The 21,940-nt window shown below is 69.6% G+C and carries 22 protein-coding genes and 1 pseudogene; 13 read left to right on the top strand and 10 right to left on the bottom strand.

The features are described from left to right. Positions 1-33: 33 nt before the first annotated feature. Positions 34-954, bottom strand: a complete 921-nt coding sequence (locus ACVWWH_RS09245) for a LysR family transcriptional regulator (RefSeq protein ID WP_457316377.1) — start codon at positions 952-954, stop codon at positions 34-36. 114 nt (positions 955-1,068) lie between these two features. Between ACVWWH_RS09245 and ACVWWH_RS09240 the strand changes: the two genes are divergently transcribed. The 5 genes from ACVWWH_RS09240 to ACVWWH_RS09220 all read left to right on the top strand — a co-directional run bounded on the left by ACVWWH_RS09240 (position 1,069) and on the right by ACVWWH_RS09220 (position 6,209). Further along, on the top strand, positions 1,069-2,259 hold the full coding sequence (locus ACVWWH_RS09240) for a PrpF domain-containing protein (protein WP_457316376.1): 1,191 nt from the start codon (positions 1,069-1,071) through the stop codon (positions 2,257-2,259). An 85-nt stretch (positions 2,260-2,344) separates the two neighbouring features. Beyond that, entirely contained in the window at positions 2,345-3,742 is a 1,398-nt protein-coding gene (locus ACVWWH_RS09235) for an MFS transporter (protein ID WP_457316375.1), read from the top strand. A gap of 85 nt (positions 3,743-3,827) precedes the next feature. Continuing rightward, a complete protein-coding gene (tcuA, locus tag ACVWWH_RS09230) occupies positions 3,828-5,321 on the top strand; it encodes an FAD-dependent tricarballylate dehydrogenase TcuA (protein WP_457316374.1) in 1,494 nt (497 codons plus the stop codon). Positions 5,322-5,412: 91 nt separating this feature from the next. Further along, a complete protein-coding gene (locus ACVWWH_RS09225; protein WP_457316373.1) occupies positions 5,413-5,856 on the top strand; it encodes a helix-turn-helix domain-containing protein in 444 nt (147 codons plus the stop codon). Next, complete coding sequence (locus tag ACVWWH_RS09220) at positions 5,853-6,209, top strand: HepT-like ribonuclease domain-containing protein (protein ID WP_457316372.1); 357 nt, start codon at positions 5,853-5,855, stop codon at positions 6,207-6,209. Before ACVWWH_RS09225 ends, ACVWWH_RS09220 begins: the two co-directional genes overlap by 4 nt. Positions 6,210-6,298: 89 nt before the next feature. Here ACVWWH_RS09220 and ACVWWH_RS09215 read toward each other — a convergent pair whose 3' ends face one another. Then, positions 6,299-7,123: a DUF6994 family protein gene (locus ACVWWH_RS09215; RefSeq protein ID WP_457316371.1), complete on the bottom strand. Its 825-nt coding sequence runs from the start codon at positions 7,121-7,123 to the stop codon at positions 6,299-6,301. Positions 7,124-7,453: 330 nt separating this feature from the next. Here ACVWWH_RS09215 and ACVWWH_RS09210 point away from each other — a divergent pair, with 330 nt between their 5' ends. Both ACVWWH_RS09210 and ACVWWH_RS09205 read left to right on the top strand, forming a co-directional pair. Then, positions 7,454-8,101, top strand: coding sequence for a biotin transporter BioY (locus tag ACVWWH_RS09210; RefSeq protein ID WP_457316370.1), 648 nt, complete (start codon positions 7,454-7,456; stop codon positions 8,099-8,101). 1 nt (position 8,102) lies between these two features. Then, complete coding sequence (locus ACVWWH_RS09205; protein ID WP_457316369.1) at positions 8,103-8,432, top strand: CHY zinc finger protein; 330 nt, start codon at positions 8,103-8,105, stop codon at positions 8,430-8,432. A 27-nt stretch (positions 8,433-8,459) separates the two neighbouring features. Here the strand turns inward: ACVWWH_RS09205 and ACVWWH_RS09200 are convergent, their stop codons facing one another. Together ACVWWH_RS09200 and ACVWWH_RS09195 are read right to left on the bottom strand one after the other, a co-directional pair. Continuing rightward, positions 8,460-9,275, bottom strand: a complete 816-nt coding sequence (locus ACVWWH_RS09200; RefSeq protein ID WP_457316431.1) for an HIRAN domain-containing protein — start codon at positions 9,273-9,275, stop codon at positions 8,460-8,462. A 639-nt stretch (positions 9,276-9,914) separates the two neighbouring features. After that, positions 9,915-10,067: pseudogene (locus ACVWWH_RS09195) on the bottom strand (DUF4236 domain-containing protein); the annotation flags it as partial. A gap of 361 nt (positions 10,068-10,428) precedes the next feature. Between ACVWWH_RS09195 and ACVWWH_RS09190 the strand changes: the two are divergent. From ACVWWH_RS09190 to ACVWWH_RS09180, 3 genes are all read left to right on the top strand, one after another. After that, on the top strand, positions 10,429-10,983 hold the full coding sequence (locus ACVWWH_RS09190) for a DUF3761 domain-containing protein (RefSeq protein ID WP_457316368.1): 555 nt from the start codon (positions 10,429-10,431) through the stop codon (positions 10,981-10,983). Between the two features lie 419 nt (positions 10,984-11,402). Then, the gene (locus ACVWWH_RS09185; protein ID WP_457316367.1) at positions 11,403-11,783 is read left to right on the top strand and encodes a hypothetical protein; all 381 of its coding nucleotides are present in this window, start codon (positions 11,403-11,405) and stop codon (positions 11,781-11,783) included. 321 nt (positions 11,784-12,104) lie between these two features. Continuing rightward, the gene (locus ACVWWH_RS09180) at positions 12,105-12,956 is read left to right on the top strand and encodes a carbon-nitrogen hydrolase family protein (protein WP_457316366.1); all 852 of its coding nucleotides are present in this window, start codon (positions 12,105-12,107) and stop codon (positions 12,954-12,956) included. A gap of 110 nt (positions 12,957-13,066) precedes the next feature. Here ACVWWH_RS09180 and ACVWWH_RS09175 read toward each other — a convergent pair whose 3' ends face one another. After that, positions 13,067-13,744 (bottom strand): hypothetical protein, encoded by a 678-nt coding sequence (locus ACVWWH_RS09175; RefSeq protein ID WP_457316365.1) that lies wholly within the window; start codon positions 13,742-13,744, stop codon positions 13,067-13,069. A gap of 368 nt (positions 13,745-14,112) precedes the next feature. On the opposite strand from ACVWWH_RS09175, the gene ACVWWH_RS09170 reads away from it, so the two are divergent. Then, positions 14,113-16,914 (top strand): AAA domain-containing protein, encoded by a 2,802-nt coding sequence (locus ACVWWH_RS09170; protein ID WP_457316364.1) that lies wholly within the window; start codon positions 14,113-14,115, stop codon positions 16,912-16,914. Between the two features lie 24 nt (positions 16,915-16,938). On the opposite strand, the gene ACVWWH_RS09165 is transcribed toward ACVWWH_RS09170, so the two are convergent. The 5 genes from ACVWWH_RS09165 to ACVWWH_RS09145 are packed head-to-tail and all read right to left on the bottom strand — an operon-like array spanning position 16,939 to position 20,092. Further along, positions 16,939-17,229, bottom strand: coding sequence for a type II toxin-antitoxin system RelE/ParE family toxin (locus tag ACVWWH_RS09165; RefSeq protein WP_066496660.1), 291 nt, complete (start codon positions 17,227-17,229; stop codon positions 16,939-16,941). Next, positions 17,226-17,459, bottom strand: coding sequence for a type II toxin-antitoxin system ParD family antitoxin (locus ACVWWH_RS09160; protein ID WP_066496675.1), 234 nt, complete (start codon positions 17,457-17,459; stop codon positions 17,226-17,228). Before ACVWWH_RS09160 ends, ACVWWH_RS09165 begins: the two co-directional genes overlap by 4 nt. A gap of 58 nt (positions 17,460-17,517) precedes the next feature. Beyond that, a complete protein-coding gene (locus tag ACVWWH_RS09155; protein ID WP_457316363.1) occupies positions 17,518-18,279 on the bottom strand; it encodes an IclR family transcriptional regulator in 762 nt (253 codons plus the stop codon). Between the two features lie 44 nt (positions 18,280-18,323). Beyond that, positions 18,324-19,646 carry an MFS transporter gene (locus ACVWWH_RS09150; RefSeq protein ID WP_457316362.1) on the bottom strand — a complete coding sequence of 441 codons (1,323 nt, stop codon included), beginning with the start codon at positions 19,644-19,646 and terminating at the stop codon, positions 18,324-18,326. A 32-nt stretch (positions 19,647-19,678) separates the two neighbouring features. After that, positions 19,679-20,092 (bottom strand): cupin domain-containing protein, encoded by a 414-nt coding sequence (locus tag ACVWWH_RS09145; protein ID WP_066496691.1) that lies wholly within the window; start codon positions 20,090-20,092, stop codon positions 19,679-19,681. A 130-nt stretch (positions 20,093-20,222) separates the two neighbouring features. Between ACVWWH_RS09145 and ACVWWH_RS09140 the strand changes: the two genes are divergently transcribed. Beyond that, the gene (locus tag ACVWWH_RS09140) at positions 20,223-21,152 is read left to right on the top strand and encodes a DUF6282 family protein (RefSeq protein WP_307006775.1); all 930 of its coding nucleotides are present in this window, start codon (positions 20,223-20,225) and stop codon (positions 21,150-21,152) included. Beyond that, positions 21,152-21,919 carry an HpcH/HpaI aldolase family protein gene (locus tag ACVWWH_RS09135; RefSeq protein ID WP_457316361.1) on the top strand — a complete coding sequence of 256 codons (768 nt, stop codon included), beginning with the start codon at positions 21,152-21,154 and terminating at the stop codon, positions 21,917-21,919. The genes ACVWWH_RS09140 and ACVWWH_RS09135 overlap by 1 nt, the downstream gene beginning before the upstream one ends. Positions 21,920-21,940: the final 21 nt, after the last annotated feature.

The raw sequence follows: 21,940 nt of genomic DNA, 5'->3' as shown, positions 1-21,940 counted from the left end.
CACACGCCTCTGACATTTCTCGGCACCTAGGCCTCAGCCCTGCGCGGCCTTCCACGCGCGCCCGGCCTCCATGAGGATCTGGCCCATGGCCGCCCCGGCGGGCGAGAGCCGCTCGCCGCGCCGGCGGGCGAGGACGATCCGGCGCGTGGGCGGGCGGGGCGTGACGGCGCTGATCACCGCGATGTCCTCGCGCAGGCTGTAGAGGGAGAGCTGGGGGACGAGTGCGATGCCCATGCCGACGGCCACCATGGCCTGCGCCTCCTGGTAGCTGCGCGCCTCGAAGGAGACGATCGGGGCGAAGCCGGCCGCCTCGCACGCCTCCTCGAGCACGGCGAGCACGTTGGGGGAGGTGCGGATGATCCAGGGCTCGTGCCGGAGGTCCTCCATCTTCACCGTGCGCCGCTGCGCGAGCTCGTGGCCCGCGGGCACGAGGAGCACGTTGGGCTCGCGGAAGATCAGCTCGGTGCTCGTGCCGGCGGTGTCCGAGGTGTCCTGCACCTCGCGCATCCACGTGATCGCGAGGTCGATCTCGCGCGCCTCGAGCAGGTGCCCGATCCCGGAGCGCTGGGCGCTGTGGATCCGCAGGTCCACCCGGGGGTGGCGCTCGCGGAAGGCCGCGATCGCCGCGGGCAGGAAGGACTCGGTGACGGTCGGGATCGTGCCCAGCCGCAGCGTCCCGGTGCGCAGTCCGGCGATCTCCTCGAGCTCCTCGTGCGCGGCCTGCACCGCCCGCTCGATCTGCTCCGCGTGGCGCACCACCGCGCGCCCGGACTCGGTGAGCGTCACGCCGCGCGGCCGGCGCTCCACGAGCGGCTGGCCCGCCTCGTCCTCGAGCTGGCCGATCTGCTGCGAGACCGCCGAGACCGTGTAGTTCAGCCGCGCGGCCGCGGCCGTGAGTGACCCGGCCCGCGCCACCTCGACCAGCACCAGCATCCGCCGGATGTCCATCGCCATTCCCCCAGCCTACAGCAGCGCTTAAAGAGCCTTCAGAAACTTTAGCTGGTGCGGATCCAGCGGCGGTCCCACGATGAAGTGAGGAACAGCCCAAGAGCCTTAAGGAGTACACCGGTGGAGGAACTGAACGGGACCGTCGAGGTCGCGGCGGCGTGGGTGCGCGGCGGGACCAGCAAGTGCTGGATCTTCGCCGCCGAGGCCGTCGACGCCGCGCCGCTGGCCCTGGAGACGCTGCTGGAGAACGCGCTCGGCTCCGGCGACGCGCGGCAGATCGACGGCGTGGGCGGCGCGACGTCCACCACCTCCAAGATCGCGGTCGTCGCCCGCTCGGAGCACGCCGGGGCGGACGTGGACTACCTCTTCGGCCAGGTCGGCATCGCGGACCGCGTGGTGGAGTGGGGCAGCAACTGCGGCAACTGCGCCACCGCGGTGGGGCTCTACGCGGTCCAGGAGGGCCTCGTCCGGCTCGGCGCGGAGCAGACCACCGTCCGGCTCCGCAACGTCAACACCGGCGCCATCCTGCGCACCTCCGTGCCCACCCCCGGCGGCCGCGCCCCCGAGCGGGGCGAGGCGCACGTGCCCGGCGTCGCCTCCGGCGGCGTCCCCGTGGACCTCACCTTCGAGGGCCCGTTCGGCCGCGAGCGGGCATTCCCCACCGGCCGCACGTCCGAGGCCGTCCAGGCGGGCGGCCGCACCGGCGAGGCCACCATCGTCAGCGCCGGCGCCCCCGCCCTGCTCCTCGACGCCGCGGGCCTCGGCCTCACCGGGGCCGAGGGCATCGCGGAGCTCACCGAGCGCGTGCCGATGCTCACCCCCTTCCGCGCCGAGGGTGCCGTGCTCCACGGCATCATCGCCCCCGGGGAGCCGGCGCCGAACGCGGTGCCGAAGACCGGTGTGGTGGGCCCCGCCCGCGACTACGTCGCCTCGGACGGGACCGCCGTGGCCGCGGGGGAGTACGACGTCTCCGTGCGCATGCTCTCCATGCACGCCCCGCACCCGGCGATCGGCCTCACCTCCGCCGTCGCGGTGGCCGTCGCCGCCGCGACCCCCGGTACGGTGGTCAGCCGCTACCTGCCGGCGGACGCCCGCACGGTGCGGATCGGCACGGCGTCCGGCGTCGTCGAGGCCTCGTGGACCACCGCTCCGGACGGGACGGTCCAGGCCGTCTCGCTCCACCGCGCCGCCCGCCGCCTCGCCACGGCGGTGCTGCACGTGCCGACCGCCGGCGCCGCCGGCCAGCCGGAAGCCCCAGCGGAAGGAGCCCAGCACCGCCCCGCCGCGGCACCCCTCGCCGTCCCGGCCTGACCCGCACTCCTGACCCGCACCACCTCTGGCGCAGCCCACCCCGGGCTGCTTCCATCAAACTGGACTTCTATCAAGGAGGATAGAGTTGCTCACCGCTTCTTCGGCGGCCGCCCGCGTGGACCGCCTGCCCATCACCAGAGCGCACAAGATCGCGCTCGTCACCCTGGCCTTCGTGTTCCTCTTCGAGTTCGGGGACCTGAACACCTTCGCCTACGTGGCCCCGGCCCTCGTCAAGCACCTCGCCTTCTCCGTCCAGGACGTCGCCACCGTCACCTCGGCGGCCTTCCTCGGCATGGCCATCGGCGCGATCTTCGGCGGCCGCATCTCGGACCTGATCGGCCGCAAGCGGGCCCTGCTCTTCTCGACGCTGATGTTCTCGACCTTCTCGCTCGTCAACGCCGCGGGGATCAACGTCCCCACGTTCTTCCTGTTCCGGTTCCTCACCGGCCTGGGCCTCTCGGCCATGGTCGTGGCCGCCACCACCTACATCTCCGAGGTGATGCCCGGGGCGCGCCGCGGCCGCATGCAGGCCGCCGTCATGGCCGTGGGCCTGGCCGGCATCCCGGCCATGTCCTTCTCTGCCCGCGGCATCGTCCCCCTCGGGCACGACACGTGGCGCTGGGTGTTCGTGCTCGGCAGCCTGGCCCTGCTCGCGGTCCCCGCGCTCCTCGTCCTGCCCGAGAGCCCGCGCTGGCTCGTGCACCGCAACCGGCTCGACGCCGCCGAGGCCTCGCTCGCCCGGCTCGAGGCCGGCGCCGGGCAGCTCCCGCCGCTCGCCGCCATCCCGGAGCGGACGACGCCGGCCGGTTCCGCGGGCGCGTCCAGCTACCGCGCGCTGTTCACCGGCAAGACGGGCCGGACCACGCTCTTCCTCGCCGTCGTGTGGATCTTCCAGACCCTCGGCTTCTACGGGTTCGTCGCCTGGGTGCCCACGCTGCTGGCCCAGCACGGCTTCAGCGTGGCCGAGTCGCTCGGGTTCTCCGCGCTGACCACCATCGGCGCCGTGCCCGGTGCCCTGCTGGCGTGGCCCGTGACGGACAGGTTCGGGCGGAAGCTGCCGATCGTCGTCGTCAGCCTCGCCACCGCGGCGAGCGGCCTGGCGTACGGGCTGACGTTCAACCCCGTGGCGATCGTGGTGTTCGGCTTCTGCGTGAACCTGCTCATCCAGACCTTCGCGACCCTGCTCTACACCTACAGCCCCGAGCTGTTCCCCACCGCCCTCCGCAACGCCGGCCACGGCCTCGTCTACGGGACCGGGCGCCTGGCGAACATCTTCGGGCCGATGATCGTCGCCGCGATCTTCTCCTCCTTCGGCTACCAGGCGGTGTTCGTCTACATCGCCGCGTGCTGGCTCATCGTCGCGGTGGCCGTGGCCGTGTTCGGCCCGCGCACCGGCCGGCGGCCGCTCGAGGAGGTCTCCGAGGAGGGCGTGGGGCTCTCCGGCTCCGCGGCCGCAGTCCGCACGGAGTCCTCGCCCGCCTAGGGCCGGCACCCCCGCCCCCGCCACCACCATTCCCGCTGCCACCGCCCCGCGGGCAGCCCCACCCCGGATAGAACGGAACATCTCTGTGACTGAGTCGAACCTGCCCCGCACCCAGGCCAAGGCGGCGGACGTGATCGTGGTCGGGGGCGGCAACGCCGCCTTCACCGCGGCCCACGCCGCCGCCGTGCGGGGCCGAAAGGTCCTCCTGCTCGAGAAGGCGCCCCGCGAGCTCTTCGGCGGCAACAGCTACTACACCGCCGGAGCCACCCGGATCGCCCACGCGGGGCTGCCGGACCTGGTGGACTTCATCGAGCCGGACGGTCGGCACGCGGTCACCGAGGTGCCCCCGTACAGCGAGGCCAACTACGTGCAGGACATGGAGAAGGTCACCGACGGGCGCAACGACCCGGCCCTGACCGAGGTGCTCGCCGCCGAGGCCGCGCCGGGCCTGCGCTGGCTGCACTCCCTGGGGCTGAAGTACCGGCTCATGTACGAGCGGCAGGCCTACGAGCGCGCCGACGGCAGCTACCTCTTCTGGGGCGGGCTGCACGTGGGCAACGTGGGCGGCGGCGAGGGCCTCATGCAGGACCACCTCGCGGTCGCGCAGCGGCTCGGGACCGAGGTGCGGTTCGGGCAGGACGTGGTGGGGCTCGTGAGCGAGGGCGGGGCCGTGGTGGGGGTGACCGTCCGCGAGGCCGACGGGACTGAGGTTGAGCTGCGCGCCGACTCGGTGGTCCTCGGCGCGGGCGGCTTCGAGGCCAGCCGGGAGCTGCGCGCCGAGCACCTCGGGCCCGGCTGGGAGAACGCCAAGGTGCGCGGCACCCCGTTCAACACCGGCCAGATGCTCACGGCGGCCCTCGAGCTCGGCGCCGGCCGGGCGGGGGACTGGGCCACATGCCACTCCACCCAGTGGGACGCCTTCACGCCGGGCAACGAGTCCAACCGCGAGCTGACCAACCGGCTCACGCGGCAGAGCTACCCGCTGGGAATCATCGTCAACGCCCGCGGGGAGCGGTTCGTGGACGAGGGGGAGGACTTCCGCAACTACACGTACGCGAAGCTCGGCCGGGCGGTGCTCGAGCAGCCTGGGTCGGTGGCGTACCAGATCTTCGACGCGGCCCTGCGGCCCATGCTGCGCTCGGAGGAGTACGACATGCCGGGAGTCTCCGTCGAGACCGCCCCCACCCTCGAGGCGCTCGCGGAGCGGATCGGGGTGGACCCGGAGGCGCTGGCCAAGACGGTCAACGACTACAACACCTCGATCGACCTCTCCATCCCGTTCGACCCCAACGTCAAGGACGGCCGCCGCGCCCGGACCACTCCGGTCAAGAGCAACTGGGCCACACCGCTTACTGAGGGCCCGTTCTACGCCTACCCGGTCACCTGCGGGATCACGTTCACGTTCGGCGGGCTGAAGTCGGACACCCACGGTCGGGTCCTGGACACCGCGGGCGAGGCGATTCCTGGGCTCTACGTGTGCGGGGAGATGCTCGGCGGCCTGTTCGCGGGCAACTACCCGGGCGGGTCCGGCCTCGCGGCCGGGGTCGTGTTCGGACGGCGGGCGGGCTCGCTCGCCTGAGGTCTCGCGTCACGCTTGGGGGCGGACGACGGCGGGTGGGGACCCGCCGTCGTCCGCTGCGGCGCGCTATATCAGTCGATATAATGGTGCCGTGGACGAAATCCGTCGGCTGCGCATGGCAGCCGGGCTCACGCAGGCAGAGCTGGCCGCGCGTTCGGGCGTCGCCCAGCCGAATATTGCGGCGTACGAGAGCGGGCAGCGCAGACCCTCCGCGGCCATGCTGGATCGTATGAGGCGCGCGGCGCGGCCCCGCCCCTCGGCGGTCATCGCAGAGAAGCGCGGGCAGATCCTCGCCATCGCCAAGGAGCACAAGGCCAGCAACGTGCGGGTCTTCGGCTCAGCGGCCCGAGGGGACGACACGTCAGGGAGCGACCTCGACCTGCTCGTGACGCTGGCGCCCGACGCCACCGTCTTCGATCTCGCGGAGCTCACGGTCGAGCTTGAAGAGATGACCGGCCTCCATGTGGACGTGGTCTCGGAAGGCGGCCTGCGCCCAGGGGTGAATCGCATCCGGGACGAAGCAGTCGCGCTGTGACGACGAGGGAGCAGGAGCGGACGGTTGCCTGTCTGCGAGACTTCCTCAGATTCAGCGACACCGCGGCGCGGGTCATCGTGGCCCGAGGCAAGGCGGCCTATGACGCTGACGAGGCACTCCGCCTCGCCGCAGAATCGATCCTCCACAAGCTCGGCGAAGCCGTCGCCCGGTTGCCCGACGACTTCACTGCCGCCAACCCGGAGGTCGCGTGGCGGGCGATGAAAGCAACGCGGAATCTCGTCCCGCACCGGTACGACCAGGTTGACTACGACATTCTGTGGACTGCGTTGGCTCATCGGCTGCCGCTCGAGGCTGAGCGCGTGCGCAGGATCCTCGACCAGTTGAGCCCGTGACGGGCAGGGACGCCCGGCTGCACTCTGAGGTCCTCGGCGACCTCCCTCGGGTCCGAGCCAGCGGGTTCTCGGCCGTCACAGGGTGCGAGTCAGTGGCGAAGGGGCTGTGCAGGGCTGCGGACGACGGCGAGTGGGAGCCCGCCGTCGTCGGTCCAGCTCGGGGGTTGGTGGCGGACCTCAATCTCAGGGTGGTTCTTAACAACCCACTCGGCCATTCGGCGCCCCCGCCGTGCAACGAATTCCAGCGTGGCCTCCCGGTAAGTCACATACTCGGTCGCGGTGACCGGTGTCCTGGGATGCTCGAAGCTCTCAAACGGCAGGTAGAACTGAATCTTTGAGTAATCCGGCGTTACCAAGTCCTGCAGGTGGAAGAAGTCCACAAACTCTTCGAACCCGTTGAAGAGTCCGAGGAAATCCGCATAGGCGTTGAGGACCGCAGTCAGGGGGCTTTCCCCCTCTCCAGCGTAGTGACGACGGATGCACTCAAGGGTGAGGTCCATGCGGTCACCGATCGATCGACGGGCTTTGTTGATGGTGTACGGCTCCTGCGATTTCACGGGCCAGATCATGGCGCTACCGATCGTGTACGGCGGGTTGAGGTAGCGCGACCGTTGGGCTGGGCTGAGCGAGGCGACTGCGCCGGCCAGAGAGTTCGGAGTCAGCCACCCGGTGTAGGAATTGGTGATGGCGTCGCTTCCGTACCAGTGCCTCTCCCCAGAGGCATCGGTGTAGATGAGGTAGCCGTTCCGGCGGGCCGATGGCGCCGTCGGGGCGAACAGTACGCCGGAGTTCAGTTTCTTGGTCCATAGCAGCTCGTGATCCACGCGGAGCTGCGGACTGTCGTTGTCCGCGTCGGGCCTGGATTTCGCGGGCTTGTCAGTCTTGTAGTCGAACGAAGTATCGAATACGCGCATGCCGGAAGCTTATGCATACGCGAAGTCTTGAGTCAGCCTTTATTCTTATCCGGCTGGGCGCCATCAATTCATCACCACTGGTTCTGGTCAAACGCGCTCCATCGGTGCGTGCACCTCGTCCGGCCGCCACTTGGCGGGGATTGACGAGCCGACGCACAGCGGCGCCTCCCCGGCAGGCTCAGCACAGGTGCCCTCGCCGCGCAACCCCACCCCTTTGTAGCGATCGATCCATAGACCGCCGTCACCCGTGGTGCGTTCCCTACAAAACGGACGCGGACCGCGCTTCGTAGCCTTCTTCCAGCACGCTTTCCCGGACCCTCTGGAGGAACCATGAGCAACCCGACGACGCCCGCCCCCGCGCCCCACCGCCCGGCCGAGAGCCCGCGCAAGCCCCGCCGGATGTGGGACTCGCAGTCGCTGGCCCTCGTCTCCGTGTTCGCCGCGCTCATCGCGGCCTCGGCCGTCGTCCCGGGCATCCCGGTGGGCAGCTTCGGGGTGCCGATCACCCTGCAGACCTTCGCGATCATGCTCACCGGCCTGGTCCTCGGCGGGGCGCGCGGCGCCGCCGCGGTGGGGCTCTACCTCGTGGTGGCGTTCGCCGGGCTGCCGATCTTCTCGGGCGGCCGGGCGGGGCTGCAGGTCATGGCCGGGGGTTCCGCCGGGTACATCGTCGGGTTCGTCCTCGCGGCCTTCCTCGTGGGCGTCGCGGCCGAGCAGATCATCCGCCGCGCCTCGGCCAAGCGCCGGGCGGTGTGGTTCTTCCTCGCCGCGGCCGTGGTCACCGTGGTCGCCTCGCACCTGCCCGGGGTGATCGGCATGATGCTCAACCTCAAGCTCTCCTGGCAGGCGGCCTTCGCCGCCGACCTCGTCTTCTACCCCGGCGACCTCCTCAAGGACGCCGTCGCGGCCGTCGCCGCGGTGGCCGTGCACCGGGCGTTCCCGGATGTGCTCGTCCGCCGGGTCAAGCGAGGCGAGTGAAGTGAGCGCGGGAGTGCGCGCCGTGCCGGTCTTCGGCGCCACCGTGGACGACCAGACCCGGTGCGTCCACTACCGCACCAAGGTGGACGTGGTGGCGATGAAGTTCGCCTGCTGCGGGCGCTACTACCCGTGCCACCTCTGCCACGCCGAGGACGCGGACCACGAGGCCCTGACCTGGCCGCCGGAGCAGTGGGCGGAGCCCGCGGTGCTCTGCGGGGTCTGCAAGAGCGAGATGGCGATCGAGGCTTATCTGGCGACCGCGTCGTGCCCGAGCTGCGGCGCCCTGTTCAACGAGCGCTGCGCGGCCCACCGGCACCTGTACTTCGGTTGACTAGCCGGGCTCTGGCCGAATCGGCGGTCAGTGTCTTGGCACGTAAGCGGCCGGCACGTTGTAGGAGCGGGCCCACGGCGTAAGCCGCGGTGCTGGGTGGGGCGAGTTTGCCAGCCAAGAGTTGCTGATCTCACTCGCGCGCTGGGCCTGCAGTGCGAGCTTGGCTGCGAGCGGCGAGCCGGTGATCTTGGCATAACAGACGGCGAGTTCGCCAACGGTTTCGGTGTGTTCGAGCAGCGGCAAGTAGTGAGGCGAGGTGGTGCCGCTGAGTTCTCCGACCCGGTTCCCGTCGAGACGTACTTCCACGAATGATCGGAGCGTCCCGTTCTTGAGTGTGCGCATCGCCTTGTGGAGGCTCACGAGCAGCAGGCCGACCCCCTCCTCCGGGATGTAGTCGAAGAGCGCGCTGAAGTGGTCCTCGGTCCGGAGCACCTGTACCGCTGCTCCCCACGGCACCAACGTGTGAGTGGTTGTGGGCGGCTCGTTGAGCGGCGCGATCAGCTCCGGCTCTGGAAGAGCCACCGTCACTCGGGCATCCGTCATCTGCGCTCCGTCCCACGCCCAGATCCGGGCGGCAGACACCGGGGCGAACCCGCTGGCGGTGATGCGGCGCACGGGTTGTGAGTACCGGGCAGCATCTTCTCGACTCAGGTATCCGATAGTCCTACCCGCCCACCGGACGCTGATGGCGTTGGAGTCGTAGGGGTTGTCGGGTTCGGGCACCAGCACGACCCGGAGGCCCTCCGCTTCTCTGGATGACCCGGTTCCGGTGTTCGAGGTGTCCCCGGAATTCAGAGCCGCCCGTATCGCGGGAAGGTAGTGGCTGGCTCCAGCGAGGTCCACGTTGGGCCATTCGCCCCGCCCCAGCGATACCCGATACTCGGGCCCTGCAGGGCCCGAATCCGCAGGGGCTGACGTTCCAGCCCTCGAGAGTGGCGACGCAAGGCTCGTCGCCTGGTGCCCGCCAGCCGTTTGGGTCGTTGAGGTCGGCACCCAGTTCTCGTCTTCCCAGGCCTGCCGGACCCGCCGCTGCTTTCGCCGCCAGGCGACAATGGCGACAAGCGCGGCCGCGAATAGCACGCCTGGCGGCGCCGCGACGGTGATGAGCAGAAGAAGTGCAGCGAACATTGCCCACTTGCTGACAGTGGCCCATCTCTCGATGCGCGGATTCCCTCGGCCAGCTCGATAGAGCTGAGACGGATCCCCGCCCACGAACCCCAGTACGTGTTCCGCTTGGGCGAGCGTCAGGTGCATCAGGCTCGGTCGGCGCCCTGTGACCCGGGAGACGGCTGCACGGACGTAGTCCCGTTGAAATGACGACGCGGGGGGAGTGGAGTCCGGCACCAGCAGGGCCTGCCAGACGGCGTCGGCGACCGGCGGTCTGCTCGCACGAGGTGATTTCGTGCTTGGGGCCGAGACGGGTTTCATTCGTTTGCGGGATTTCCCGGCTCCGGTACTGCTCGTCGACACGTACGTGAGCCCGGTGCCGGGGACGCGCACCGTATTGGTGATCCGGCCTCTGCTGGAAGCTGTCACCCGGAATGGGCCGCTGCCGGCGCTCACGCTAAAGCCTCGCTTGGATGCAGTCACCCGAATTGGCCCAAAGCTCTTTGACTTGCGAAACCTGAAACCCATAGCGCCGCCTGTTTCCCTTGCCCTCGGTGCCGATCACCCTTGCTGGCTCCTCGCGAGTGGCCCCCGCCAGAATCTGCGCCGAGCCAGGAGCCGTCGGGGGCGGGGGCCCTCGGCGGCCATTTTACATGTCAAATGTGAGTATGATCTGCTGTGCTACGACGCATTCATACAAGCCGCCCATCGGCCGTCTGAGGAGAGTGCGGAAAGTTCGTTCTTAGGGGGCAGTATGAAAAAAGTCCTGGTGACCGTCGCATTGAGCGCATTGGTCCTGACAGGATGTTCGGCACACCCGACCGCTTCGGTCGGGAACGCTGCGCCGGCGAGTCCGAGCGCGACCGCGACGACCGCATGTCCTTCACCGATGCCGACCATCACAGTCACGGTCAAGGCCACGCCGGCTTCAACCGATTCCTCGGTCGAGCCTTCGGCTACCTCGACTCCGGACACGACGTCCTTGGGTTGCCCAACCTCGACCGCGACCGTGGTGGCTGCGCTCTACTCAGACGGTGACACCTGCACCAACGTGGGGGAGCGGTACACCCTGGCAGGGGCGGATCTGGCCTGCACGAAGGACCGCGACGGTTCGATCGTGTGGATGACCAAGTCCAAGGCCGACAAGCTCACTGCCGATCTCGCCGCGGAGAAGGCCGCCGCCGACGCGAAGGCCGCGGCCGATGCCAAGGCTGCTGCGGATGCGAAGGCGGCAGCCGATGCCAAGGCGGCTGCGGATGCGAAAGCCGCTGCTGACGCGCAGGCGGCTGCTGACGCGCAAGCGGCCGCCCAGCAGGCAGCTCAGCAGCAGCAGGCCTCGCCGGCGGGAGCTACTGCACTGTGCGTGGACGGCACGTACTCGTACTCGGCAAACCACAGTGGAACGTGTTCGCACCATCATGGAGTCGCTGTCTGGTACAAGTAGCTCCGCGGCCTGCGGGGTGAGGACTTAGGGGCTGAACCGTGACCACGACGGGATCGCCTGCGATCGCCGAATCTTCGATCGGTCCTCAGGACAGCGGCTCAAAACACCGACGCCGGTGACCGCCCTACGGGGCGGTCACCGGCGTCGTGCTTATGGCGTTCTATGCGGCCGTCGGCGCGGACGTTTGCTGTCTCAGCCGGAGCGGACGACGGCGGGTGGGCGCCGGCCGTCGTCCGCTCGCTGCACCCGGGCTCAGCGATCGGAACGCGGGAGCTTGTTCTGTCGGTGGGGTGTGCTCTGATGAGCCCATGATGACGCTTTCATCCTTCGCCCCGGCTGGTGCTTCCACGGACGAGCTACCGCCCTGCGTCCGGGAGTCACCCGGATGAGCGGCGGTCCTACCGTGAAAGGACACCAGCATGAACAGCGTGTGGCACATCTCGGCGGACATCCGCCTCCTCCCCGTTCCTGGTGATCCCTCGCCGAGCCCGGTGGAGAGGGTCATGGCCGTCATGGGGCCGGTGACGGAGGCCGGTGCTGAGACGTTCAGCTTCTCGCCTGATACGGAGAAGCCTGAGATCGCCGTCGGCTTCAGCGTCGACGCCGAGACCTTCCAGGACGCGTGGGGCTTCGCCCCCTGGGTGGTGGAGCTGCTCGGGGACATTGCCGGGCCGGCCGAGGTCATCGCCCTGCGCGTCTGCGACGACGAGCAGTGGCACCGCGAGACTGACGGCACCGCCGGGAAGCGTGGCCTGCTGAACCGCATCTGGCCGCCGACGAGGTGGTTCAGCGGCGCGTAGAAGGGGCATCCCTGGATCACCTTCCTGACTGCGTGATGAGTGGTGGTTACCAGCCAAAGGGCGGGGAACCGCCACTCATCTCAGCGGCACGCTTCGGGCTGCGAACGGTGGCGCTGCCGGGCGTCGAGCTCCGAGAGCTGGTCCGGTGTCGCGTTCAGCGCCGTGTAAATGTGCCACCGAGGTCTCGAGAAGCATGCGGCGGTCGATCAGTCGGTGGACCTCGGTGGATTCCGAAGTTGGCATCATGGGTCACGCAGCGCACCTTGATGCGGGTTCTCTGCGACGAAAGTGAGGTCAGCCATGCCGCGACAACTTCCCCTGGTGGCCGTTCAGGCGCCCCCGCGTCAGATCGGCAGCCCATTGGGGGGCTTCGCCGACGAAGCCCGACGCGTACTCGAGCTCCACCCGGAGGCCAAGCTCCTGGTCTTTCCCGAACTCCATCTCTTCGGCGACGGAACGCCCGACCTCCAGCGGCCCGAGGCCTTGCGGTCGGCGGCCGAGCCCCTCGATGGGCCGCGAGTCCGCACACTGCGCCAGCTCGCGCAGGACCTCGGTGTCTGGCTCGTCCCCGGCAGCGTGTGCGAGCTCGGACCCCAAGGCCAGCTGTACAACACCCAGATCGTTCTCTCCCCGGAAGGGCATCTCGCCGGAAGCTACCGCAAGGTCTTTCCCTGGCGCCCGCACGAGCCCTATGACCCCGGCGACCGCTTCGTCGTCGTCGACCTCCCTGGCATCGGGTGGCTGGGGCTGAACATCTGCTATGACGCCTGGTTCCCCGAGACATCGCGACAGCTCGCGTGGATGGGTGCGGAGGTGATCCTCAATGTCGTCAAGACGACAACGCCGGACAGGGCCCAGGAGCTGGTTCTCGCCCAGGCGAATGCGATCGTCAACCAGGTCTTCATCGTCAGCGTCAACTGCGCCGGGCCCACTGGCCAGGGCCGCAGCATCGTGGTCGATCCTGAAGGCACCATCCTCGCGGAAGTTCCGGACGCGGCCCCCGCACTGATGGCCGTAGATCTGGACCTGGACGCCGTCGGCCGCGTCCGGACCCAGGGCACTGCCGGGGTCAACCGCATGTGGTCCCAGTTCCGGCCCGGCGAGCAGCCGATCGCGCTTCCGATCTACCAGGGGCAGATCAACCCGGGTACATGGACTCCCAGTGCCTCGTGACCCTCTTGCGTGACCCCCTCAAGGACGCCGTCGCGGTCTCCACCGCTCAATGAGCGGTGCGAGGCGCACCGGCACCTGTACTTCGGGGGAGGTGACGCGGACGACGACGGTCAGCTGGCGTGCTTCCAGGCCCGCTCGGCATTGCGCTTGAGAATCGCGAGCATCCGGGCCTGCATGACCCACACGATCGGGGGGAAGATCCACTGCGAGAGCAGCCAGCGGGCTGCTCGCGGCCGGAAGGTCTCGTAGCCGCCGATCACGAGGCGCGTCCTGCCGCCGGCGAACTCCTTGAGCTGGAAGCCCCAGAGGCCTTCCGTGTAGGCCGAGGGGCGAGGCTGCGCGGGGTCGAGGGGCCTCCCCATGAGGTCGCTGAGCCCGTGGAGCCCGAGGAAGCGGTTCGGCTCGAGGGCGGCCACGGTCCAGGCGTCCACCGGCCCGTAGCGCTTGGTCCAGTACTTCACGGTGTCGCCGCGCTTGAGATCCTGCCATTCGGGATGGATCCGGTCGGCGCTCGGCCGGCCGCCGTTGTCGAGGCGGTCCCACGAGTACCAGCCGCCGCGGTCGCCCCCGAGCTGGACGAGCCATGGCCAGACAGCCTCGGGCGGCGCATCGATCGTCACGGCCATCGTCGCGCCCCGTTCGCCGTCGGGCACGATGTCCGCCCCCGGGTAGGGGCCGGTGACCTCGTCACGGGTCGCGCCCCAGTGCCGGAACACCGGGCGGAGGGCTGCGAGGCACGCGATGGCCGCCGCGGTGCACGCGCCGAACGCGGTGAGCACCTTCTTCATGCGTCCAGCGTCCCGAGCGACCCGCGGGACCCGCAAGGGGACAACGTCACCGCCCGGTGCAGTGCCGTCTAAGGGCCGCAGACGTCGACTTGGCGCTCTATCAGCTCGGCCGGTAGGACGTACACGCGGCTGGTTATGTCTTGCCGGGAATTGTCGGGTGAGGCGCACGCGGCCTGTGCGGGGGAGAGCTGCGCCGGTGGCCGCCCCGCCTGGGTGGCCCGAGGGACTGGAGGTAGCCGGCGGGGGAGTCGGCGCGCCCGATGCCCAGCTCCTCGGCGGCTGCGTGAGCTGAGCTTTTGGCGCCGACCCCGTGACGCCCGCCGCTTCGATTGCGGCGATAGGCTCGGGGTGTACTCAGGGGGGTGGCCATGATCGATCCGCGCGCCGAGGCGCTCCTTGTCTGGTCGACGGACCGAGGCGACTGGCAGGACAAGACCGCCGAGGTCGACTCTTACCATCGGGAGGGCCAGCACTTTCTCGTCCGGTTCGTGAGGGGAACCAGGACGTACCGCTATGGCCCGCAGAAGGTCCTGGTTCTCCAGCACCCGTCCTCGATGAGCCTCGAGGGGGCGTGGGTAGAGGCCGCCGGCCGGCGGGTCCCGGACCCCCGAGCGGCCTACCGGTTCGACGGACCCTCCGGAGCCTGGGTGCGGATCTTTGAGCGGCGCGGGGAGACTGAGCTGCACCACCTGCACCCCGAGCACAGGGTGCGCATCGAGGAAGACGTCGAACAGGCAGGGCTGGCGGGGCACGTTCTCGCCTACTGGCGGTCCATCGTCGCCGCCCTTCCGTCAGGGCCGCAGGGCCCCGACCCCCTCAAGCGTGAGTACGAACGCCTCACGACCGTGCATCCGGACAGCGTGCTTGCCCGGTACCTCACGGCGAAGCCGCTTGAACCCGCCGAACACGACGCCGTTCCGATCGCGCCGTTCTCCTCGAATCTCAGCCAACGTGCGGCCATGGAGAAGGCGCTGCGCTTCCCCATCTCGGTGATCGAGGGGCCGCCCGGGACCGGCAAGACGCAGACGATCCTCAACCTCATTGCCACGCTGATCGCGAGTCCCGGCGCGTCGGTCGGTGTCGTCGCGTCTAACAACGCCGCCGTCGAGAACGTTCGGGACAAGCTGGCAGGGAGGGGCATCGGCTATGTCGTCGCGGATCTGGGGCGCGCCGAGAAGCGGGAGAACTTCCTCAAGAGCCAGGCGGACCGCAACCATGCGATCGGCGAGATGCTCGCCGAATCGACGGACGACCCCGCGGATCCGACGAAGATCCGGGCGCTCGCCGAGCGGCTCACCACGGCGCAGCGGGCCGAATGGAACCTCGCGACGCTCCGGCAGGAGCGAGATGCCTACGGTCTGGAACGCGAGCATTTCCTAGAGTTCCTCCGGAGCCAGGACGTCGTCGACGGCGGCCCCCTGCCCCTGCTTGGCCGGTCCTCAGAGACACTCATCGACTTCCTCGTTGAGGCGGCGCTCGAAGGCACGCGGCCCAAGCGGTTCCGTTGGCTGCGAAGCATCGTACGCCGGCTCAAGTACGGGTCGCTGGGCGGTGCCGCGCTGGGGGACACCGACCTGACGCTGCGCGTCCAGGCAGCGTTCTACGACCGCCGCATCGCTGAACTGGACCGGGACATCGCGGACCACGAACGCCGGGTGGAGGACGGCGGCCTCGCCGGCATGCTCGCCGACCATCGGCTCCTGTCGGAGCGCTTCCTGCGCTCGGCCCTCCGCGGGCGCTACAGCTCACGCGGGCGCGTCCAGTACAGTCCGGACGCGATCCGGGCCGGTTTCCGCGCTTTCACCGTCGACTATCCCGTCATCCTGAGCACGTGCCACTCCCTCCGCCGCAGCATCGGCCAGGACAACCTGCTCGACTGCCTGATCATCGACGAGGCCTCCCAGGCGGACCTGCTCACCTCTGCACTTGCGATGGCCTCATGCCGGCGCATCGTGGTCGTCGGAGACCAACGACAGCTGCGACCCATCGTCGGGGAGCGGCCCGGCGCAGGCGAGGTGCCGCCCGCGCCGTCGTACGACTACCGCACGCACAGCATCATGTCCTCGCTCCGACAGCTCTATGGAGATGCCCTGCCAGTCACGATGCTCCGCGAGCATTACCGCTGCGATCCGGCCATCATCGGGTTCTGCAGTGAGAAGTTCTACGACGGCCAGCTCATCCCGCTCACTGAGGGCCCGCGCCGGCCACGGCCGATGATGGTTGTGAGGACGGCCGAGGGAAACCACATGAGGCAATTCCGCGACGGCGGTCGGGTCAACCGGCGAGAAGTTGACGCCATCATCGACGAGGTGATCTCCACGCACTGCGCCGGTATCCCCCGGGCAGAGATCGGCATCACGACGCCGTACCGGCGGCAGCTCACGGAGCTGCAGGGCCGCCTGGGCTCGGCGGCAGACCTCATGGACATCGAGGCAGACACGGTTCATCGGTACCAAGGCCGCGAGAAGCGTGCGGTCATTATGAGCGCTGTCCTCGACGACACCGCGGCCGGTCGAAGCGGCGTGAAGTTCGTCGACGATGCCCGTCTCGTGAACGTCGCCGTTTCTCGCGCGAGAGAGCGTTTCATCCTCGTCACCGATCACCGAATGCTGCCGACGAGCAGGAATCTGCGCGACCTGATGGGCTACATCCAGTACCAGGATCCGGCTCAGCTCGTCGACAGCAGCATCGTGTCCGTCTTCGACCTGCTCTACACCAGCTTCTCCGCGCGCCTCCGGCCGCTTGCGGGGCGGGTGGCAGGGCATCTCGGGCAACGGTCGGAGGACATCGCCTGGACGGTGCTGCACGGCATGCTCGGCGAGGAGCCGTACCGGGGCCTCAAGGCGGTGCCCCAGGTGCTCCTTCGCCACCTCGTGCCCAGCCGCGCTCGACTGAGCGCGGACCAGGCGGGATTCGTGCGCCGCGGGTCCTCGCTCGACATCGTGGTCTACAACCGGCTCACCCGGGCCCCGGTCCTGGCGATCGAGGTGGACGGCTTCGCGTTCCACGACGACAACCCCGTCCAGCTGGCGAGGGACGAGCTCAAGGACCGGGTCCTGGCCGCGATCGGGCTGCCGTTGTTGCGGCTCTCCACGACCGGCAGCGGCGAGGAGGAGCGGATCAGGAATGCGCTGGACGCGGCGCTCGCGGGGATGCACGATGGCGTGTGATAGCAGGCAGCGCCGGAACGGGACCTAGAAGTGCCGGGTGGGGTCCATGCGTTGGTGCAGGATGCGGATCACGTCGACCGTCGTATCGGTCTCGACGTAGAAGATCAGGTGGCTGCCGATCGCGTAGCGCCGGTACCCGGCGCGGATCTCGTCGCAGGGGCGGCCGCGATCGGGGCGGTCCGCGACCCGTTCGATGGCGCCGCGCAGCTCTCCTACGTAGATCTCGGCCTGGCCGAGACCCCAGCGGTCGGCTGTGTAGTCCCAGATGGATGAGAGGTCCTGTACCGCGGCCGGCGTGAGCCGGTACTGCTTCACGGGCGCTTCGCGGCGATGAACGCGTCGAAGTCGAAGGGTTCCGGCTCGCCACTGGCCTCGCCCGCGCTCAGGGCTGAGCGCAGCGCGGAGAGTCGGGCCTCCTGATCCTCCAGAAGCCGGAGGCCGGCACGGACAACCTCGCTCGCGGACCCGTAGCGGCCCGTCGCGACCTCGTGGGCGAGGAAATCGGAGAAGTGGGCATCCAGGCTGATCGACGTATTGCGCGCCATGGACCAACGATACCAAAGCTTGGTACCCGGGACGCCAGATTTACGCCAGCAGGCTTTGCTATGCCGCCGTCGACGCCCCGAGCAGCCCCGACAGCGCGGCCGCCGAGGCCTTCAGATCGGTGATGTGCCGGCCCTCCGCCGACGTGTCCAGCACCCCGACCGGGGCAACGAGGGCGAGGGTCGCGATGACGCTCCCGCCGGCGTCGAACACCGGGGCGGCGACCGCCGCGACCCCGTCGATCACCGCCTCGCTCACGGAGAACCCAGCAGCAAGGGCCTCCGCGAGCTTCCGTTCCACCTCGCCCCGTGAGGCACCGAGCTTCGCCAGCGCCCGCTCCCGCACGGATGGCGAGCCCCACGCGAGGAACGCGAGCCCCTGGGCGGATTGCGGGCCGAGGGGCGCGCCGATCCGCACCGTCATGTTCACGGACTTCCCGGCCGGCTCCTTGGACGCGACGGCCACGGCGCTGGAGCCCGTCCAGAGCCCCAGCACCGCGGTCTGGCCGGTGCGCTCAGCGAGCGTGGCCAAGAGCGGCTCGGCCACGTCGATGATCTTGGGGCCGGTCAGCATCGAGGCGGCGATGCCCATGATGAGGGGCCCAGGCCGGTAGTCGTTGTCGTTGATCCGCTGCAGGAACCCTTCGGAGGCGAGGGACTGGAGGTAGCGGTGGGCGGAGGTCCGCCCGATCCCCAGTTCCTCGGCGACGTCGTTGATGCGCACCTCAGTGCGGTCGGAGCTGAACATCCGCAGGATCTGGGCGCTCCGGCTCACCACCTGCAGCCCGCCGGCCGGCGCGGCATCGTCCCTCTCCGTTGGCATAGCCCACACTCTAGCCCGTGCGCCGCCCCGCACCGGCGTGGCCGTCACGGCTGGCGCTCTGCGGCGATCGTGTGCTCGGCGAGGTTGCGGTCCTTGGTCTCGGGTCCCCACAGCGCGCCGACGATGAGGCAGATCCCGCCGACGGCGAGCAGCACCGTGGGCGTGAGCTTGAGCGGCATGAGCCCGGAGAGCGCGGCCATGTAGAAGGCGTAGAACGAGGGGATGATGAGCGCCAGGGAGTAGCCGACGCCGTACCCGGTCGCGCGGACCTCCACGGGGAACCGCTCGGACATGTAGGCGCCGATGGCCCCGAACGCCGGCACGCCCAGGAGGGCGATCGCGGCCACCGCGACGGTCGCGGCCCAGAAGCCCCTGACCGACCCGGAGGCGAAGAGCACGAACAGCGGGATCGCCAGCAGCGAGCCCACGCCGCACAGGACGAAGAACGCCCGGCGCCCGATCCGCTGCGAGAGCATCCCGAACAGCGGGTATGCCACCGTCACCACGGCGAACGCGATGATCATCAGGGCCGAGGTCTGCACCGCGCTGAGCCCGGTGGTGGTCGCGATGGTGGGCGGCAGGATCACGATCGAGGCGTTGGAGGAGAACCACACGCCGGTCATGAGCAGGAACGCCTGCGCGAGCGGCTTCCGGTTCGGCCCGGCGAGGAGCTCCTTGAACGGGTTGACCCGCTTCGTGGAGGTGTTCTCCCAGGCCGGGCTCTCCTCGACCCCTCGGGCGTACGCGATCGCGAAGCCGATCGAGATGACCGCGCCGACGATGAACGCGATCCGCCAGCCCCACTGCGAGTAGGCCGAGGCCGGGCTGCCGGCCGGGGCGAACGTGAGCACGAGCAGCGTCAGCGCCGAAATCACCACGTAGGAGGACGGGAAGCCGAGCGCGATCAGGCCCGCGTTGCGGCCGCGGTTGCGCTTGGCGGAGTGCTCCATCGCGAGCGGGACCGCGCCGGTGTACTCGCCGCCGAGGAACACGCCGCCGATGAACCGCAGCACGATCAGCGCGACCACCCCGGCGATGCCCACGCTCTGGTAGCCCGGCAGCGCGGCGATGAGCCCGGTGGCCACACCCGCGCCGGCGACGGCGATCACGGTCGCCTTCTTGCGCCCCACCTTGTCCCCGAGCCAGCCGAAGATGATGGACCCGAGTGGGCGCGCCACCAGGGTGGAGGCGAAGACGAGGCCGCCGAGGATCGCCGTCGTGCCCGCATTGATCGAGGCGGGGGTGAAGAAGGCCATCGCCGGGGCGAGGGCGATCACCGGCAGGTAGATGTCGAACATGTCGATGAAGAACCCGGCGCTCGCGCCCACCACGGCGCGGCGCTCGTGCCCGGATGCCGCGGTGCCCACGGTCCCAGTGTGGCCGTGCAGGGCCGGCGCCGTCATGACTGCGCCCCGATCGTGAGCGGCTCCTTGTGGGCCAGGTTCGCCACCCAGGCGGTGAGGTGGGCGTAGTCGGCCCGCGGCGGGACAAAGATGTCGATGTTCACGCACGGGCCGGAGGTCACGTCGATGTAGTGCTCCTTGCCGCGCTGAACGAGCATGAGGTCGCGCGGGCCCATGTGGTGGGCCACGCCGTCCACGTAGTAGTCGGCCTCGCCCTCGAGGATGAACACGAGCTGGTCGAAGTCCTCGTGCGAGTGGGGGCGGAGCTCGAGGCCCTTCTCCACGGTGTTCCACACGATCATGACCTCGTCCGTGGCGTAGGCCTTGCGGGTGATGCCCGGGCGGGCGACTTCGAGCGGGACGTCGTCGAAGCTGACGACCTCCGAGTAGAGCGATTCGTTGAGGGACACCGCGATCTCCTTTGACCTCGTGTTCCGATTTACGGAACAGCTTGTGCGCAATGTGGAACGAGCGTAGCATCGTGATCACGGTCACTGTCAATGCCCCTCGAAGGGCAGTACCAACGGAAGGACAGCAACGATGCTGAAGCCCGAAGGCCACGAGCCCGTCACCATCGACGACCCGGAGGTCGCCGCGATCCTGGACGGCGCCGTCGACCTCCACGTCCACCCCAGCCCCTCGCCGTTCCCGCGCCGGCTGCCCATCGCCGAGGCGGCGTGGCAGGCGCACGAGGCCGGGTTCCGCGCGATCCTGGTCAAGAGCCACCACCACTCGATGGTCACGGACATCCGCGCGGCGTCCGAGGCGCTCGGCGGCCTGCCGATCCCGGTGGTCTCCGGCGTGGCGCTGAACAACTACGTGGGCGGCCTCAACCCGTACGCGGCCGAGCTCGCGCTCGCGCAGGGCGGCCGGATGGTCTGGTTCCCCACGATCTCCTCGCACGCCCACATCTGCGTGCACGAGGCCGAGGGCCAGAACATGCGCTTCCCCACCAACAACCTGGGCCTGCGCCACACCACCGAGATCGGCATCCTCGACGCCGAGGGCGCGCTCAAGCCCGAGGTCCTGGACATCCTCGAGGTCATCAAGGCCCACGACGCGATCATGTCCTGCGGCCATCTCGACGCCGACCAGACGGAGCGGCTCATCGAGCAGGCCTCCTCCATGGGCATCAAGCGGATCCTCGTGAACCACCCGAACTTCGTGATCGGCGCCGAGCCCGAGCGGGTGCGCCGCTGGGTGGGCCTCGGGGCGCGGATCGAGCACTCGATCTGCCAGTACGATGACCGCACCTCGTTCTACCAGTGGGGCCTCGACACCCTGCTCGGCTTCGTCAAGGCGGCCGGCGTGGAGAGCACCCTGCTCGGCTCGGACTTGGGGCAGGCGAACAACCCGCTGCCGGTGGACGCCTATGCGCGCATGGTCCGCGGGCTGCTGGACGCTGGCGTGTCCAAGGAGGACGTGCGCCGGCTCATCGCTGACAACCCCGCCGACCTGCTGGGGATCTGATGTCGCTGCCTACGTCCCTGCGCGGGCTCATGGCCGAGCGCCCCGTCCTCGGCACGTTCCTGAAGATCCCGCGGTTCGAGATCGTGGACATCCTGGCCCTCTCCGGCTTCGACTTCGTAGTCTGCGACTACGAGCACTCGCAGATGTCGGTGGGGGACGCGTGCGACGTCGTGCGGGCCGGCCGGGCGCGCGGCCTTCCGGTCCTGGTTCGGGTCCCCGCCCTGGACCGCGGCGATATCAACCGCCTGCTCGAGGCCGGCGCCGCCGGGATCCAGCTGGCCCGGGGCTCCGGGGCCGCGGCGGGGGAGCTGCGGAAGCTGGTCTCGTACCCGCCGCTGGGCACCCGGTCGGTCTCGCTCGCGCAGCCGGCGGCGGACTACGGGATGGGGGTTTCGCTGGCCGAGCACTTCGAGCGGTCGAACTCCACGGTTCTGGCGGTGGGGCAGTTCGAGACCGCCGACTACGCCGACGGGATCGACGCCGCTATGGCCGCCCTGGACGTGGTGTTCATCGGGCCCGTGGACCTGTCCGTGGACCTGGGGACGCCGGGGCAGCTGGACTCGCCGCCGATGCGGGCCGCGGCGGAGGCGATCGAGGCGGCCGCCGCTTCGCGTGGGGTGCCGATGGGGATCTTCGCCGGCTCGGCGGAGGCCGCGGCCGACGCCGTGGCAGGCGGCTACCGCTACATCGTCGCCGGCTCGGACCTGACCATGCTCGCCGGCGGGGCGAGGCAGTTCAGCTCGCTGCTGCAGACAGCCGGTGGTTGAGCAAGACCACCGGCGACGGCG

This window comes from Sinomonas sp. RB5 (assembly GCF_054063535.1).
This window is presented reverse-complemented; position numbering and strand designations above follow the sequence as displayed.

Excerpts from the sequence above, each read along its gene's own strand:
- ACVWWH_RS09215 (WP_457316371.1), bottom strand. The coding sequence starts at position 7,123 with ATGCGCGTATTCGATACTTCGTTCGACTACAAGACTGACAAGCCCGCG.
- ACVWWH_RS09175 (WP_457316365.1), bottom strand. The coding sequence starts at position 13,744 with ATGAAGAAGGTGCTCACCGCGTTCGGCGCGTGCACCGCGGCGGCCATC.
- ACVWWH_RS09135 (WP_457316361.1), top strand. The coding sequence starts at position 21,152 with ATGTCGCTGCCTACGTCCCTGCGCGGGCTCATGGCCGAGCGCCCCGTC.
- ACVWWH_RS09160 (WP_066496675.1), bottom strand. The coding sequence starts at position 17,459 with ATGGCGCGCAATACGTCGATCAGCCTGGATGCCCACTTCTCCGATTTC.
- ACVWWH_RS09155 (WP_457316363.1), bottom strand. The coding sequence starts at position 18,279 with ATGCCAACGGAGAGGGACGATGCCGCGCCGGCCGGCGGGCTGCAGGTG.
- ACVWWH_RS09210 (WP_457316370.1), top strand. The coding sequence starts at position 7,454 with ATGAGCAACCCGACGACGCCCGCCCCCGCGCCCCACCGCCCGGCCGAG.
- ACVWWH_RS09245 (WP_457316377.1), bottom strand. The coding sequence starts at position 954 with ATGGCGATGGACATCCGGCGGATGCTGGTGCTGGTCGAGGTGGCGCGG.
- ACVWWH_RS09185 (WP_457316367.1), top strand. The coding sequence starts at position 11,403 with ATGAACAGCGTGTGGCACATCTCGGCGGACATCCGCCTCCTCCCCGTT.
- ACVWWH_RS09170 (WP_457316364.1), top strand. The coding sequence starts at position 14,113 with ATGATCGATCCGCGCGCCGAGGCGCTCCTTGTCTGGTCGACGGACCGA.
- ACVWWH_RS09190 (WP_457316368.1), top strand. The coding sequence starts at position 10,429 with ATGCCGACCATCACAGTCACGGTCAAGGCCACGCCGGCTTCAACCGAT.
- ACVWWH_RS09140 (WP_307006775.1), top strand. The coding sequence starts at position 20,223 with ATGCTGAAGCCCGAAGGCCACGAGCCCGTCACCATCGACGACCCGGAG.